Below are 15,354 nucleotides of genomic sequence, written 5' to 3' on the forward strand. Positions count from 1 at the left end.
CCGCAAGCCCGCCCGCCCTGTTGCGGCGAGGCCAAACCGGCTAAAAGGCGGACCGACCGCACAGCCGGCGCAGCTGCTTCGCGCGACAAAGCGGCCCGGTGGCCGACCATCGAACGGCCTCAATGTGAACCAATCAGAGTGGCCATGAAGCTGATCCGCCCCCTCGCCGCGCTCGCCCTCCTCGCCGTAACAGCGCTTCCGGCCTTCGCCGCCGACGTCGTTTTCCCACCCGGCTTGCGTCTCGGCATGGTGCCGCTGATCGGCCTCAGCACGGCCAAGACCTTTCCAGGCTTCGAGAGCGAGGACGGCAACGTCAAGGTGCTGGTCACCGAGCTGCCGCCGGCCGCCTATGGCGAGGTCGTGAGCGCCTTCAATTCCAATCCCGGCGGGACCGGCGGCGTCAAGCAGGACAAGGTCGAGACCCCCGCAGGTCTTGCCTATTTCACCACCGAAAGCGGCAAGGCCGGCGATACCCCGGTGAAGCGGTATTCGATGATCGTGCCCGGCGCCGGCTTCTCCGGCTATGTCGCGGTACAGATCCCGGAGAATGCGACCAAGATCTACACGGACGAGGCGGTGCGACAGATGTTCGCGAGCGCCACCACCCGCAGGCAGGTCTCGGCCGAGGAGCAGATCGCGCTGCTGCCGTTCAAGATCACCGATCTCGCCGACTTCAAGGACATCAAGACCCTGGCACCGGGCTCGAGCATCATCCTGGCCGACGGCGATGAGAGCGTGGGCTACGAGGCGAGGCCGTTCATGATCCTCGGCCTGATCGGCGCCACCCCGCAAGCCGCCGACGACCGCGCCCGCTTCGCCCGGGAGGCGGCGCTCCAGATTCCCGGCGTGCGCGAGTCGCGCATCACCATGTCCGAGCCGATCCGCATCAACGGCCAGCAAGGCTTCGAGACCCGGATCGACGGCGTCAGCGGCAAGGACAAGGTCCCGGTGACGGTGGTGCAGTGGATCCGCTTCTCGAGCGGCGGCGCATCATTGCGCATCATCGCCAGCGCCCCGCGCGACCAATGGCAAGCCGCCTTCACCCGCTTCCGCACCGTACGCGACGGGATTCAGCCGAAGGGGTAGGGCGAAGCCGGCGCTAATCGTGGTTGGTCGCAGTTTCACGAAGAACCTTCGCCCAACTTCTCCCTGTGGTTATGGATCCCGGGTTCGCGCTTTGCGCGCCCCGGGATGACGGCGCTATGGGCTTTGTCAGCCCACGCGCTGGACAGAACCCGCTGCATTTTCAGGCTTCTGTTCGTATACGAACGGAACTAGGCTTCCTTCCGTTGGATCATCCTGGAGGGGAGGTAGACATGCTGGTTCGGCGACAGGTCTTGGCAATGCTTGGAACGACGGCGCTGGCGACGCTCGCGCCAAGCGCGCTGTTCGCGGCCGCACCGATCAAGCCGGACGAAGCGTCCGCGCTGCTCGTGATCGACGTGCAGAACTGCTTCCTGCCCGGCGGGAGCCTCGCGGTGAAGGAAGGCGAGCAGGTGGTGCCGGTCATCAACAAGATCTCGAAGGCATTTGCGAATGTGGTGCTGACGCAGGACTGGCACACGCCGGGCCACGTTTCGTTTGCGTCGGTTCATTCGGGCAAGAAGCCGTTCGAAACGGTCGACCTGCCCTACGGCAAGCAGGTGCTGTGGCCGGACCATTGCGTGCAGGGCACCGAGGGCGCGGCGCTGTCGAAGGACCTGTCGATCCCGCACGCCGAGCTCATCATCCGCAAGGGATTTCACAAGAACGTCAACAGCTATTCGGCCTTCCTCGAGGCCGACGGCAAGACCTCGACCGGGCTCGCCGGCTACCTGAGGGGCCGCAAGATCAAGCGCGTCTTCGTCGCTGGTCTTGCGACAGACTTCTGCGTCGCCTGGACCGCGCTCGACGGGCGCAAGGCGGGCTTCGAGGTCTATGTGGTGGAAGACGCCTGCCGCGGCATCGACACGCAGGGCTCGCTCGCCAAGGCCTGGGCCGACATGGCCAAGGCGGGCGTGAAGCGGATTCAGTCTGCGGATATCGCGGTGAGCGCGTAGGCGGCGCGCTATCCTTCCGTCATTCCGGGGCGCGCTTCAGCGCGAGCTATGGTGCGCAATTTGCGCACCTGAGAATCCATTGTGCGGTTGTCTCTGCTGTTCGATGGATTCCGGGTTCTCGACTTCGTCGAGCCCCGGAATGACGCCAACACTCAGTTCGCCGCGCTGCTCGATTCGTTGTTGTTCGCCGCGGGCGCAGTCTTCGCGCCGCCCTTGGCGACGCCGACCAGCGCCGGGCGCAGCACGCGGTCACCGATGGTGTAGCCGGCCTGCATGATCTGCACCACGGTGCCCGACGGCACCGACGCGTCAGGCACTTCGTACATTGCCTGGTGGAAGTTCGGGTCGAACTTCTGGCCCTGAGGATCGAGCTTCTTCACGCCGTGTTTTTCCAGCGCGTTGAGCAGCGCGCGCTCCGTGAGCTCGACGCCCTCGATCAACGACACCAGGCCGGGATCAGCCGCAGCACGCGCCTCCGCCGGAACGGCATCGAGTGCGCGCTGAAGATTGTCGGCGATGTCGAGCACGTCGCGCGCGAAGCCGGTGATGCCGTAGAGGCGGGCGTCGGCGACTTCCTTTGCGGTGCGCTTGCGCAAATTCTCCATCTCGGCCAGCGTCCGCAGCATGCGGTCGCGCGCTTCAGCCGCTTCCTTTTGCAGAGTTTCGACCGAACCCGGCTCGGGATCGTCGGGCATGATGTAGGGTTTCGACACCACGGGCTCGCCGGTCGCTGCAGTCGTGTCTTGGGGTTGCCGGTCTTGCTCGGTCATCGGCTCTGATCTCGAACTCGTTTCAGGGATGTTGGCCCGGATATCGTGCTTAAACCCGCGAAAATCAAGCGCCCGTGATCGGCAGAAAGGCCGGTCAGCCCCCCAACAGGCGGCTGACGATGCGGGCGGCGTAGTCCACGGTCGGGATCACGCGGGCGTAATTCAGCCTCGTCGGGCCGATCACGCCGAGAACGCCGACGATGTGGCCGGCGGCATCCCGATAGGGCGAGATGATGGTGGACGACCCCGACAGCGAAAACAGCTTGTTCTCACTGCCGATGAAGATGCGCACGCCTTCGGCGGTCTCGGCCCGGCCGAGCAGATCGATCACGCCGCGCTTGGTCTCGAGGTCGTCGAACAACAGGCGAACCCGCTCCAGATCCTCCAGCGCGTGCAGATCTTCGAGCAGATTGGCGTGGCCGCGGACGATGAGCTGACGGTCCTCGCTCTCGCCGCCGGACCAGCTGGCGATGCCGGCCGAGATCACTTTCTGTGTCAGCTGATCGAGCTCGGCACGGGCCTCGCCGAGTGCGGTCTCGAGCTCGAGCCGCGCTTCGGCCAAGGTGCGGCCGCGGATCCGCGCATTGAGGAAATTGCCGGCCTCTGTCAGCGCCGAAGAGGGAACTCCGGGCGGCAGCGTCAACACGCGGTTTTCAACCTGGCCGTCTTCGCCGACCAGGATCACCAGCGCTTTTTCCGGTTCCAGGCGGACGAATTCGATGTGCTTCAGCCGCGCATTGGATTTCGGCGTCAGCACGACGGCGGCGGCCCGGGTCAGGCCGGAGAGCCGCATCAAGGCCTGGTCCAGCGCCGCCTCGACCGATTGCGCCTCGCCGACGGACGAGAGCTGGCTCTGGATCGCCTGCCGCTCGGCCTCGTTGAGGTCGCCGACCTGCATCAGGGCATCGACGAAGAAGCGCAGGCCCAGTTCCGTCGGCAGCCGGCCGGCGGAGGTGTGCGGGGCATAGATCAGGCCGAGCTGTTCCAGATCGGCCATGACGTTGCGCACAGATGCCGGCGACAGCGGCATCGCAATCAGGCGGGAAATGTTGCGCGAGCCGACCGGCTCACCGGTCGCGAGATAGCTTTCGACAATTTGACGAAAGATGTCGCGGGAACGCTCGTTGAGCTGGGCAAGGCCTGCGCGCGGCGCGATCAGATGGATCGGATCGTGATGGGCCACAGACGGTAACTCCTCTCAGATCCTTATAATTTGTCCATCCGGGACGCGTCTGACAAGCGTGGCGTTTGCAGGCCGACGGTCAGGGGGTGAATAAGCCCTTGCCGCCCACCCCCGCCCCACCTACAAGCACCGCGAACAGCCTATTCCCGTGAGTTTTGGAGATTTCCCATGCGGCCAAGCCGCCGTGCGCCCGACGAATTGCGCCCCGTGACGCTGGAGCGCGGCGTGGTCAAATATGCGGAAGGCTCGTGCCTCGTTAAATTCGGCGACACCCATGTGCTGGTCACCGCCACGCTTGAGGACCGCCTGCCGCCCTGGCTGAAGGGGCAGGGCCGCGGCTGGGTCACCGCCGAATACGGCATGCTGCCGCGCGCGACCTCCGAACGCACCCGCCGCGAGGCCTCCGCCGGCAAGCAGAGCGGCCGCACGGTCGAGATCCAACGCCTGATCGGCCGCTCGCTTCGCACCATCGTCGATCTCGAAGCTCTCGGCGAGCGCCAGATCACGGTCGATTGCGACGTGCTCCAGGCCGACGGCGGCACGCGCACGGCCTCGATCACCGGCGCCTGGGTCGCGCTTGCCGATTGCCTCAACTGGATGAAGGCGCGCAACATGGTGAAGGCCAACGTGATGCGCGACAACGTCGCCGCGATCTCCTGCGGCATCTACAACGGCACGCCGGTGCTCGATCTCGACTATACCGAGGATTCGGAAGCCGAGACCGACGCCAATTTCGTCATGACCGGCGATGGCCGCATCATCGAGGTGCAGGGCACCGCGGAACGCGAGCCGTTCACGCAGGACGAGTTCCTGAAGCTGATCGCCCTGGCGCAGAAGGGCATTGCGCGCCTGGTGGACTTGCAGAAACTGGCCGTGGCGTAGTCAATAGGCCCATGCACCGCCGAATCACCGACAAGCTCGTCATCGCCACCCACAATCCCGGCAAGCTCGCCGAGATGAGGGAGCTGCTCGCGCCGTACGGGATCGAGGCGGTGTCGGCGGGCGAGCTCGGCCTAGACGAGCCCGAGGAAACCGGCAACGATTTCCGCAGCAACGCCGCGATCAAGGCGGTCGCCGCAGCGCAGGCGACCAAGCTGCCCTCCTTCGCCGACGATTCCGGCATCGTGGTCGATGCGCTCGATGGCGCGCCGGGAATCTACAGCGCGCGCTGGGCCGGCCCGACCAAGGATTTCAACGCGGCGATGGCGCAGATCGAGCGCCTGCTGCAGGAGCGCGGCGCCACCACGCCGGACAAGCGCAAGGCCCACTTCGTCTCCGCGCTTTGCGTGGCCTGGCCCGACGATCATCGCGAGGAGGTCGAGGCGCGCGTCAACGGCACGCTGATCTGGCCACCGCGCGGCACGGCCGGCTTCGGCTACGACCCGATGTTCCTGCCGGACGGGCACAGCCGCACCTTCGGCGAGATGACCAGCATCGAGAAGCACGGCCTGCCGCCACTTGGCCTCGGCCTGTCGCACCGCGCCCGCGCTTTTCGGAAACTGGCGGAGATCTGCCTTGAGCCGCGCTAACAAGGATGCGTTTGGCGTCTATGTGCACTGGCCGTTCTGCCTGTCGAAGTGCCCCTATTGCGACTTCAACAGCCATGTCCGCCATGCCGCGATCGACGAGACGCGCTTCGCCGCCGCCTTCGCGCGTGAGATCGCAACGACCGCCGAGCGCGCGCCCGGCCGCGAGGTCACCTCGATCTTCCTCGGCGGCGGCACGCCGTCACTGATGCGGCCCGCCACCGTCGGAGCGGTGTTAGACGCGATCGGCAAGCACTGGACCGTCGCAGGCGATGTCGAGGTAACGCTGGAAGCGAACCCGACCAGCGTCGAAGCCACGCGCTTTGCCGGTTATCGCATCGCCGGCGTCAACCGCGTCTCGCTCGGCGTGCAGGCGCTCGACGACGCCTCGCTCAAAGCGCTCGGCCGCATGCACAGCGCGCGCGAAGCGCTCGATGCCGTCGCCATCGCGCGCCGCGCGTTCGACCGCTATTCGTTCGACCTGATCTACGCCCGCCCCGACCAGACGCCGGCGATGTGGGCGGGCGAGCTGCGGCACGCCATCGATGAAGCGGCCGAGCATCTGTCGCTCTATCAATTGACGATCGAGGAAGGCACGCCCTTCTTCGGCCTGCACCAGGCCGGCAAGCTGAAGACGCCGGACGAAGCGGTCGCCCGCGCGCTCTACGACGTCACGCAGGAGACCTGCGACAAGCTCGGGCTGCCCGCTTACGAGATCTCCAATCACGCGCGGCGCGGCGCCGAATGCCGGCACAATCTGGTGTACTGGCGCGGCGAGGAATATGCCGGCATCGGCCCCGGCGCACATGGCCGTCTCGACATCGACGGCGTGCGCCACGCCACCGCCACCGAGAAGCGTCCCGAGGCCTGGCTGATGCGGGTCGAGACCAACGGCGACGGTGTCGTCAGCGACGAGCTCCTCAACAGCGAGGAACGCGCCGACGAATTCCTGCTGATGGGATTGCGGCTCGCCGAAGGCATCGATCCCGAGCGCTACAAGGCCCTCGCCGGCCGCCCGCTCGACCCCCGCCGCATCGCGCTCTTGCGCGAGGAAGGCGCGATCACCGTGGATGCAACGGGACGGTTGCGCGTGACCAGCAGCGGTTTTCCGGTGCTGGATGCCGTGGTCGCGGATCTCGCGGCTTAGCGGATCTCGTAGCCCGGATGGAGCGTAGCGCAATCCGGGACGGTCTCACCGCGTGGACAGAACCCGGATTACGCTGCGCTCCATCCGGGTACGAAACCATTACGCCCCAAAGCTCTTCGGCGAGCCCGCCACCGCAACGCCGCCGCCTTGCGTCACCTTCATCACGGCAAGTCCGCGTTCATTGGTGCCATCCGCGCGGAAGCGAAACAGGCCGTCGATGCCGGCAAAGCCGGAGGGGTTGGTGAGCACGTCGGAAGAGAAGCGCTGGCCGCCTTGCGTGCGCGCCAGCGCGGCAACGAGCGCGACCGCGTCATAGGAAAGGGTCGCGGTGCGGATCGGCTCGGCGCCGTATTTCGTGCGGTAGCGGCCGGAGAAGGCGCGGAAGCCGGCCGGATCGGGCGCGGCGTAAAGGCCGCCCTGCAGCGCGGCGCTGGCATAGACGCGCGGATTGTCCCACAGGCCGGTGCCGAGCAGCTGGATGTTGCGCAGGTTCGCGCCCGCGGCCGTCATCGCATCCGCCACTGACACGACGGCATCGCCGTCATCGGCAATGAATAGCGCGTCCGCACTGCCGAGCTGCTGCGCCACGGTGCGCGCGGGCGTGGCGCGATCGGCACCGTATTTCTCGAACGCAACGATGCGCCCGCCGCGCCGCGGCACCGCCGCCTTCACCGCGGCCTCGACGACATTGCCATAGGCGTTGTCGGGCACCAGCACCGCGACGGAGCGCTTTCCGATGCCGGCGGAATATTCGACGATGCGGTTGACGTCGGACTCCGGCAGGAACGAGAGCAGATAGACGCCGCGTCCGGCGATGCTGGAATCGGTCGAGAAGGCGATGACGGAAATGCCGCGCGTGCGCGCGACCTGCGCCACCGCCGGCACCGATTGCGCGAACAGCGGCCCGAGGATGATCTCGGCACCCTCGTCGACCGCCTGCTGCGCGCCGGCCTGCGCGCCTTGCGGGCTGCCATTGTCGTCCTTGATCAGGAGCTGGATGTTCGGGTTCTGGAACTCGGCCAGCGCCATCTCGGCGGCGTTGCGCATCGATTGCGCGGCGAGCCCGGCATTGCCGGCCGCGGAGAGCGGCAGGATCAGGCCGACCTTCACGCCGCCGGTGCCGGCGGTCGTCGCCTGCTGCTGCGGTCCTGCCGGCTGGGCCGGCGGCGCGGAGCTCGAGAACGGGTTGGAGAACTGGCTGAGGCTTTGCTGCACGCCGGCGCAGGCCGACAGCACGGGCGCGCCGAGCAACAGGCCGAGCGCAGTCCGCCGGGTCGCCCCTGGCGATGGGGATCCCGGAAGGTGAGACTTTGGATGACGCGGGCCGACCATGGCAGCTTCTCTTCCGACCCGCCGTCGCCGGCTGATCACGACATTGCTTTCCGCGACGGGGGGCCGCGGATTCAGGCAGTGTGTCGGCAAATAGTTAACCAAAACAAAAGGATAACAACCGCTTAACGCGGCCGCAATCCCGTCCCGGCAGCTCTTCGCCGTCACTCATTCACCCATCAAGGCGGCGTTTCCGTCGCGAATATGGCGCGAGGGCCCCTACTGCCTCCCGGCGCGATCTCGACCGATCACATTCCCGTCCGTTCCTCGCCCCTCACCTGGATACGATCTTTGGGCACGATCTTTTTCGGCGAGCCGGTTCCCAGCCTTAGCGATCGTGCCTAAGTTGGCTCCATTATGCGCGCAAAGCCGGCCCCGATAAATACGCCTGAAGCTCAAGACGCCGCCTCGCGCGGTTTCTCCATCGATGCCCATCGGCTCGCGGCGCCGAAGGCCGCGCCGGGCCTCCATCTGGTCGCGACCCCGATCGGCAATCTCGGCGACATCACCCTGCGGGCGCTGCAGACGCTCGCCGGCGTCGATGTCATCGCGTGCGAGGACACCCGCATCACGCGCCGCCTGACCGAGCGCTATGCGATCACGGCCCAGCTCAAGCCATATCACGAGCACAATGCGGAGGCCGCGCGTCCCAAAATCCTGGAAGCCCTGGGACAGGGCGGCTCGGTCGCGCTGGTGTCGGACGCCGGCACGCCGCTGATCTCCGATCCCGGCTTCAAGCTGGTGCGCGAGGTCTGCGCCGCCGGCCATGCCGTGTATGCGCTGCCCGGCCCGTCCTCGGTGCTGGCCGCGCTGTCGGTCGCCGCGCTGCCGACCGACCGCTTTTTCTTCGAAGGCTTCTTGCCGGCGAAATCAGCCGCGCGGCGCAGCCGTCTTACCGAGCTCGCCCGCATCGACGCGACGCTGGTGATGTTCGAGTCAGGCAACCGCGTGCAGGATACGCTGGCCGATCTCGCCGAGATCATGGGACCGCGGGAGGCCGCGATCTGCCGCGAGCTGACCAAGCTGCATGAGGAGATTTCGCGCGCAACGCTGAGCGAGCTGGCGCGCGAGGCTGCAACGCTGGAGACACGCGGCGAATTCGTGCTGGTGATCGCTCCGCCCGCGGCCGACGCCGAGGTTCTGACATCGGACGCGCTCGATAGTCTGTTGCGCGAGCAGCTTGCCGCGCACAGCGTCAAGGATGCCGTGGCGCACGCGGTCGCGTTGTCGGGCCGGCCGCGCCGCGAGGTCTATGCCCGCGCGCTCGAGCTCGCAAAGGATTCGCGGGGCAGCGATGGCGAAGACTGAGATTCCTGCGGAACCGAAGGTCGCGTCGCCCGAGCGCGTCGCAGCGTTCCAGACCGGTATTTCCGCGGAGAGCCGTGCCGCCGCCTACCTCATGGCCAAGGGCTACCGCATTCTCGCCAAACGTTACCGCACCCCGCATGGCGAGATCGACATCGTGGCGCGGCGCCGCAACCTGATCGCCTTCGTCGAGGTCAAGGCCCGCGCCACGCTGGACGACGCCGCATTCGCCGTGACGCCGCGCCAGCAGCAGCGCATCATCGACGCCGCGCAAGGCTGGCTCGCAGCGCATCCCGAGCATGCCGAATTCGAATTACGATTCGACGCCATGCTGATTGCGCCGCGCTCGCTTCCGCGCCATGTGTTGGCGGCATTCGACGCCTCGACCTGAAAGGCAGCCCATGAAACTGAACGTCGCCGTCCAGATGGACCCCATCGCCCGCATCAACATCAAGGGCGATTCCACCTTCGCGCTGCTCTTGGAGGCGCAGAAGCGCGGCCATGGCCTGTCCTATTACACGCCCGACAAGCTCTCGATGGTCGGCGAGGAGCTGGTCGCGCCGGTTCAGCTCCTGACGGTGCGCGACGAGCCCGGCGACCATTTCACCCTCGGCGAGCCCAGGCGCGAGGCGCTGAACGGGTTCGACGTGGTGCTGCTGCGCCAGGATCCGCCGTTCGACCTCGCCTACATCACCTCGACGCATTTCCTGGAGCGCATCCATCCGAAGACGCTGGTCGTCAACGATCCCGCCTCGGTGCGCAACGCGCCGGAAAAGCTGTTCGTGATGAATTTTCCGCAACTGATGCCGCCGACGCTGATCTCGCGCGACCTGGATGAGATCAACGCGTTCCGCGACAAGTACGGCGCGGTGGTCATGAAGCCGCTGCACGGCCATGGCGGCGCGGCGGTATTCCGCGTGATGCCGCAGGACATGAATTTCGGCTCGCTGTTCGACATGTTCTCGGTGACGTTCAGGGAGCCCTGGGTGATCCAGCAATTCATCCCCGAGGTGAAGCACGGCGACAAGCGCATCATCTTGGTCGACGGCGAGTTCGCCGGCGCGGTGAACCGCGTGCCGGCCGCCGACGACCTCCGCTCCAACATGGTGCGCGGCGGCGCGGCGCAGGAGACGGAGCTCACCCCGCGCGAGCGCGAGATCTGCGCCACGGTCGGCCCGGCGCTGCGCGAGCGCGGCCTGCTGTTCGTCGGCATCGACGTCATCAACGGCAATCTCACCGAGATCAACGTGACCTCACCGACCGGCATCCGCGCCATCGCACGGCTCGGCGGCCCGGATGTCGCGGCGAAGATCTGGGACGTGATCGAAGCGAAGCGGAAGAAGTAGAGCTCTGCACGCAGCCCGGATGGAGCGTTAGCGAAGTCCGGGATGCTAACGACGTATTCACCATGACGCCGCGCGCGCCGTGCGAACGTACGTGCCCGCGTAGGTGAAACTACGGGGCTGTTGGCCGACCCAATAACGCCGCGTTCACCATCTGCCGAAAACCAGCATCGCGGCCGGCGATCACGTTCGGCCTCGCAACACCCCTTATACTTTTGCTGCCTACTCATCGATGCGGGGGAACACGCCAGGTGCGGTTCGAGTGCCCCGCGTAAGAGTAGAAGCGTATGAATACCGCACGCATTGTCGTTCTCGTCATCGCTCTCGGCGCCGGCGGCGTCGCTGCATATCTGGCGAGCGGCTATCAGAATCCGCCCGCGGCCGTCCTGCCCGTCGCCGAGAAGCTGCCGACGGTCGAGGTCCTTATCGCCAAGAACGACATCCAGCTCGGCCAGGCCGTCAAGCCCGAGGACCTGCAATGGCAGGCCTGGCCCGCGGCAACCGCCAGCAGCGCCTTCATCCGCCGCGACAGCAGGCCCGAGGCACCGACCCAGATCGCGGGCTCGATCGCGCGCGTGCCGTTGATGCAGGGCGAGCCGATCCGCGAGCAGAAGCTGGTCAAGGCCGAAGGCTCCGGCTTCATGGCCGCGATTCTGCCGTCCGGGATGCGTGCCGTCTCCACCGAGATTTCAGCCGAAACCGGCGCCGGCGGCTTCATCCTGCCGAATGACCGCGTCGACATCGTCCTGACCCGCCGGCTGAAGAATCCGGACGGCGGCAACACCAACGGCCCGACCGGCGGCAACGACCTCATCCTGTCCGAGGTCATTCTCACCAACATCCGTGTGCTCGCGATCGACCAGGCCCCGAAGGAAAAGGAGGGCCAGAACGCGGTGGTCGGCAAGACCGTCACGCTCGAGCTGCGGCCCGACCAGATCGCCACGCTTTCGGCCGCACGGCAGGGCGGCACTCTGACACTCGCGCTGCGCAGCATCGTCGATGCCAACGCAGTCGACGGCACGCCCGAGGACCAGGCGATCAAGCGCCCGGGCGGCGTGAACGTAATCCGTTACGGCGTCCAGGCACGGCAACTGACGTCACAGAAGTGATGGGGACAGCATGAACTACGGGGGAGATCGGACGGGTATGCGCATTCGGGGGAAGCGCGCGCGCTCGGTCCTGGCGGGGACGATGTTGGTGCTGGGGCTGCTCGCGGCTTCCGGCATCCTCAGTGCTGCGGAGGCGCCGGTCGGCGACCAGGCGCCGATGCAGGCGTCGGATCTCGGCTTATCGTCGGTTGGGACGATCGCACCGGCGCGGTCGCGCTTTCTGTCGCTCGGCATCGGCAAGTCCGTCGTCATCGACCTGCCGCGCGAGGTCAAGGACGTGCTGGTGGCCGATCCCAAGATCGCCAATGCGGTGATCCGCTCGGCCCAGCGCGCCTATATCATCGGCGGCCAGGTCGGCCAGACCAATGTCGTGTTCTTCGCGGCCGATGGCCAGCAGGTCGCCTCCTATGACATCGCGGTGAAGCGCGACCTCAACGGCATGCGTTCGGCGCTGCGCCAGTCGCTGCCGGGCGTCCAGATCGAGGGCGTCGGCGACAGCGTGATGCTGACCGGCTCGGTGTCGAGCCCGGTCGAGGCCCAGCAGGCCGGCGACGTCGCCGCAAAGCTGGTCGGCGGCGCGGACAAGGTCGTCAACAACATCGTCGTGCGCGGCCGCGACCAGGTCATGCTCAAGGTCGTGGTCGGCGAAGTCCGCCGCGACATCGTCAAGCAGCTCGGCGTCGATCTCAGCGCCAGCCTGAATGCCGGCACGGCGGTGGTGAATTTCAACAATTCCAACCCATTCTCGGTCTCTGGCGGACCGATCGTCAGCAGTAATGGGCTCGGCGTCACCGGCCTCGCCAAGGGCGTCGCCACCGTCAACGCCACGATGCGGGCAATGGAAAGCGCCGGCGTCATGCGGACCCTGGCCGAACCGAGTCTGACCGCGATCTCGGGCGAATCCGCCACTTTCATCGCCGGCGGCGAATTCCCGATTCCCGGGGGCTACGCCTGCGATCCGGTCACTCACGTCTGTACCACCCAGGTCACCTACAAGAAGTTCGGCATCTCGCTGAACTTCACCCCGGTCGTGCTCAGCGAAGGCCGCATCAGCCTGCGCGTGATGACCGAGGTCTCGGAGCTGTCGAACACCAACTCGATCACGTTGACGCAGGCCGTGACCGGGTCCTCGACCAACTCGATCACCATTCCATCGATCCAGACCCGCCGCGCCGAAACGACCCTGGAGATTCCCTCGGGCGGCTCGATGGCGATGGCCGGCCTGATCCAGCAGCAGACCAAGCAGGCGATCAACGGACTGCCTGGTGTCGACCAGGTGCCGATCATCGGCGCGCTGTTCCGCAGCCAGGACTTCGTCAACAACGAGACCGAGCTGATGGTGATCGTGACGCCTTACGTGGTGCGCGCGGTTGCCCAGAAGGAATTGTCGCGGCCCGACGACGGCTTCGCGCCGGCCTCGGACGCACAGAGGGCGCTGCTCGGCCGGGTCAACCGCCTCTATGGCATCGCGAGCCGTGTCGATCCGGTCGCCGGCACGCCGGGCGATTTCGGCTTCATCATCGACTGAGACGAACGGTTTGGGGACCGGGCAAGGCAGGGGCAGGAGGGATCAGGGGATGACGACAACATCAGCCGATCGAGGGCGCAATTTGCGGCTCACGCTGGCACTGACGGGCCTCTCCGTCATGCTCGGCGCCTGCAACACCACCGAGATCGTCACCCAGACGGTGCCGACCGATTATCGCCAGCGCCATCCGATTGCGGTGCAGGAAGGCAAGAAGTCGATCGTGATCTTCGTCGGCAAGAGCAGAGGCGGCCTCTCGGCTGCGCAGCATTCGGACGTCGCGGGCATCGCGCGGGACTGGATGCGCGAAGGCACCGGCTCGGTCGTCGTCGATGTGCCGGTCGACACCGCCAATTCGCGCGCGGCCGCCGCAACCTATCAGGAGATCCGCTCGGTGCTCTCGTCCGGCGGCGTGCCGTCGCGCGCCATCGTCCAGCGGCCCTATCGCCCCGATGATCCCGGGCTACTGCCCACCATCCGCCTGAGCTATTCCAAGATCACCGCGGTCGCCGGCCCCTGCGGGCTGTGGCCCGAAGACGTCGGCCCCAACATCCTCAACCCCGGCTACACCGAGAACCGGCCCTATTTCAATCTGGGCTGCGCCAGCCAGCGCAATCTCGCCGCGATGATCGACAACCCGGCTGACCTAGAGCAACCGCGCGCCGAGACGCCCGCCTATACCGCACGGCGCGAGATCGCGTTCGATCGCTATCGCAAGGGCACGACGACGACGACCACCTATCCCGAATCCGACAAGGCCAAACTCAGCGATACCGCCAAATGACAGGCATCCACGACGAAGACGCGGACGATCCGCAGCATCCCGAGGAACACATCGCCCCGGTTCCTCGCATTTCGGTGCAAGCCTTCTGCGAGACCGAGCAGACGCTCAAGGCGGTGACCGCGGCTGGCCAGGACCGCCGGCTCGCCAAGGCCCATCTCAGCGCCAAGGATGGCGGCCTCGCCGCGGCGATCGAAGCCTATGAATCGATGCCGACGCCGAACGTGATCGTCATCGAGTCCGACGGCACGCGCGACATCCTCGAAGGACTGGACGACCTCGCCGGCGTCTGCGATCCCGGCACACGCGTGGTCGTGATCGGCAGCCCCAGCGACACCGCGCCCTATCGCGAGCTGGTGCGCCGCGGCGTCAACGATTACGTGGTCGGCCCGGTCGAGACCATCGACGTGGTCCGCTCGATCTGCAGCCTGTTCTCGGCCTCGGAAGCCATCATCACCGGCCGCGTCATCGCCGTGGTCGGCGCCAAGGGCGGCGTCGGCGCGTCCACCGTCGCGCATAATCTGGCCTGGACCATTGCCCGCGATCTCTCGCTCGATTCCGTCGTGATCGATCTCGACCTCGCCTTCGGCACCGCGGGCCTCGACTACAACCAGGATCCGGTGCAGGGCATCGCCAACGCGGTGCTGTCGCAGGACCGGCCGGACACGGCGCTGATGGAGCGCCTGCTCGCCAAATGCACCGATCGCCTCAGCCTCCTGGCAGCGCCCGCCACGCTCGACCGCGTCTACGATTTCGGTGCTGAAGCCTTCGATGCCGTGTTCGACACGCTGCGCATGACGACGCCCTGCATCGTGCTCGACGTGCCCCATCAATGGTCCGGCTGGACCCGGCGCGCGCTGGTGAACGCCGACGACATCGTGATCGTGGCCGAGCCCGATCTCGCCAACTTGCGCAACACCAAGAACATGCTGAGCGTGCTGAAGGCGGCGCGACCGAACGACCGGCCGCCGCTGTACTGCCTCAACCAGGTCGGCATGCACAAGCGTGCGGAGATCGAGGTCAAGGCCTTTGCCAAGACCATGGAGAGCCAACCGATCGCGGTGATCCCGTTCGATTCGAAACTGTTCTCGACCGCGGCCAATAACGGCCAGATGATCGCGGAGGTCTCCAGGACCCACCGCACCACCGTTCTGTTCCAGAATATGGCGAACCGCCTCGCCGGCCGCGGCGAGGTGAAGAAGCCGAAGCGCTCGCTGCTCGAGCCGCTTTTGAAGAAGCTGAAGGGCAAGTCGGGGCGCAGCTCGGCCCCGCATCGCAAGGCGTCGTAGGCGTGGCT

General features: G+C 66.6%; 15 protein-coding genes. 12 read left to right on the forward strand and 3 right to left on the reverse strand.

Translation table 11 applies throughout. The annotated features are described in order from the left end of the window. The first annotated feature begins 144 nt into the window (after nucleotides 1-144). Both I6F21_RS24610 and pncA read left to right on the forward strand, forming a co-directional pair. Nucleotides 145-1,086, forward strand: coding sequence for a hypothetical protein (locus tag I6F21_RS24610; protein ID WP_036003242.1), 942 nt, complete (start codon nucleotides 145-147; stop codon nucleotides 1,084-1,086). A gap of 230 nt (nucleotides 1,087-1,316) precedes the next feature. Beyond that, nucleotides 1,317-2,039, forward strand: a complete 723-nt coding sequence (gene pncA, locus I6F21_RS24615; protein WP_225183531.1) for a bifunctional nicotinamidase/pyrazinamidase — start codon at nucleotides 1,317-1,319, stop codon at nucleotides 2,037-2,039. Nucleotides 2,040-2,191: 152 nt separating this feature from the next. Here pncA and grpE read toward each other — a convergent pair whose 3' ends face one another. Beyond that, a complete protein-coding gene (grpE, locus tag I6F21_RS24620; RefSeq protein ID WP_036003237.1) occupies nucleotides 2,192-2,809 on the reverse strand; it encodes a nucleotide exchange factor GrpE in 618 nt (205 codons plus the stop codon). 94 nt (nucleotides 2,810-2,903) lie between these two features. Beyond that, nucleotides 2,904-3,992, reverse strand: coding sequence for a heat-inducible transcriptional repressor HrcA (gene hrcA, locus I6F21_RS24625; RefSeq protein ID WP_036003234.1), 1,089 nt, complete (start codon nucleotides 3,990-3,992; stop codon nucleotides 2,904-2,906). A gap of 168 nt (nucleotides 3,993-4,160) precedes the next feature. Here hrcA and rph point away from each other — a divergent pair, with 168 nt between their 5' ends. From rph to hemW, 3 genes are read left to right on the forward strand one after another with little or no spacing between them, the layout of a single operon-like run. Beyond that, the gene (gene rph, locus I6F21_RS24630; RefSeq protein WP_225183532.1) at nucleotides 4,161-4,874 is read left to right on the forward strand and encodes a ribonuclease PH; all 714 of its coding nucleotides are present in this window, start codon (nucleotides 4,161-4,163) and stop codon (nucleotides 4,872-4,874) included. A gap of 11 nt (nucleotides 4,875-4,885) precedes the next feature. Further along, nucleotides 4,886-5,521 carry an RdgB/HAM1 family non-canonical purine NTP pyrophosphatase gene (gene rdgB / locus I6F21_RS24635; RefSeq protein WP_225183533.1) on the forward strand — a complete coding sequence of 212 codons (636 nt, stop codon included), beginning with the start codon at nucleotides 4,886-4,888 and terminating at the stop codon, nucleotides 5,519-5,521. Beyond that, a complete protein-coding gene (gene hemW, locus I6F21_RS24640) occupies nucleotides 5,508-6,665 on the forward strand; it encodes a radical SAM family heme chaperone HemW (protein ID WP_225183534.1) in 1,158 nt (385 codons plus the stop codon). The genes rdgB and hemW overlap by 14 nt, the downstream gene beginning before the upstream one ends. A 99-nt stretch (nucleotides 6,666-6,764) precedes the next feature. Here hemW and I6F21_RS24645 read toward each other — a convergent pair whose 3' ends face one another. Next, nucleotides 6,765-7,997: a penicillin-binding protein activator gene (locus tag I6F21_RS24645; protein ID WP_051056860.1), complete on the reverse strand. Its 1,233-nt coding sequence runs from the start codon at nucleotides 7,995-7,997 to the stop codon at nucleotides 6,765-6,767. A 354-nt stretch (nucleotides 7,998-8,351) separates the two neighbouring features. Here I6F21_RS24645 and rsmI point away from each other — a divergent pair, with 354 nt between their 5' ends. From rsmI to I6F21_RS24680, 7 genes are all read left to right on the forward strand, one after another. After that, the gene (rsmI, locus tag I6F21_RS24650) at nucleotides 8,352-9,302 is read left to right on the forward strand and encodes a 16S rRNA (cytidine(1402)-2'-O)-methyltransferase (RefSeq protein WP_057030544.1); all 951 of its coding nucleotides are present in this window, start codon (nucleotides 8,352-8,354) and stop codon (nucleotides 9,300-9,302) included. Further along, nucleotides 9,289-9,690 carry a YraN family protein gene (locus I6F21_RS24655; protein WP_197954151.1) on the forward strand — a complete coding sequence of 134 codons (402 nt, stop codon included), beginning with the start codon at nucleotides 9,289-9,291 and terminating at the stop codon, nucleotides 9,688-9,690. Before rsmI ends, I6F21_RS24655 begins: the two co-directional genes overlap by 14 nt. Before the next feature lie 10 nt (nucleotides 9,691-9,700). Then, nucleotides 9,701-10,645 carry a glutathione synthase gene (gshB, locus tag I6F21_RS24660; RefSeq protein WP_036024326.1) on the forward strand — a complete coding sequence of 315 codons (945 nt, stop codon included), beginning with the start codon at nucleotides 9,701-9,703 and terminating at the stop codon, nucleotides 10,643-10,645. 284 nt (nucleotides 10,646-10,929) lie between these two features. Further along, nucleotides 10,930-11,751, forward strand: coding sequence for a Flp pilus assembly protein CpaB (gene cpaB, locus I6F21_RS24665; protein ID WP_036024324.1), 822 nt, complete (start codon nucleotides 10,930-10,932; stop codon nucleotides 11,749-11,751). Nucleotides 11,752-11,761: 10 nt separating this feature from the next. Then, nucleotides 11,762-13,279, forward strand: coding sequence for a type II and III secretion system protein family protein (locus tag I6F21_RS24670; protein ID WP_225183535.1), 1,518 nt, complete (start codon nucleotides 11,762-11,764; stop codon nucleotides 13,277-13,279). 49 nt (nucleotides 13,280-13,328) lie between these two features. Continuing rightward, nucleotides 13,329-14,060, forward strand: coding sequence for a CpaD family pilus assembly protein (locus tag I6F21_RS24675; RefSeq protein ID WP_225183536.1), 732 nt, complete (start codon nucleotides 13,329-13,331; stop codon nucleotides 14,058-14,060). After that, nucleotides 14,057-15,346 (forward strand): AAA family ATPase, encoded by a 1,290-nt coding sequence (locus I6F21_RS24680; protein ID WP_036003204.1) that lies wholly within the window; start codon nucleotides 14,057-14,059, stop codon nucleotides 15,344-15,346. Before I6F21_RS24675 ends, I6F21_RS24680 begins: the two co-directional genes overlap by 4 nt. Nucleotides 15,347-15,354: the final 8 nt, after the last annotated feature.

Origin of the sequence: Bradyrhizobium sp. NBAIM03 (genome assembly GCF_020194055.1) — a bacterium.
Taxonomy (GTDB): Bacteria; Pseudomonadota; Alphaproteobacteria; order Rhizobiales; family Xanthobacteraceae; genus Bradyrhizobium; species Bradyrhizobium yuanmingense.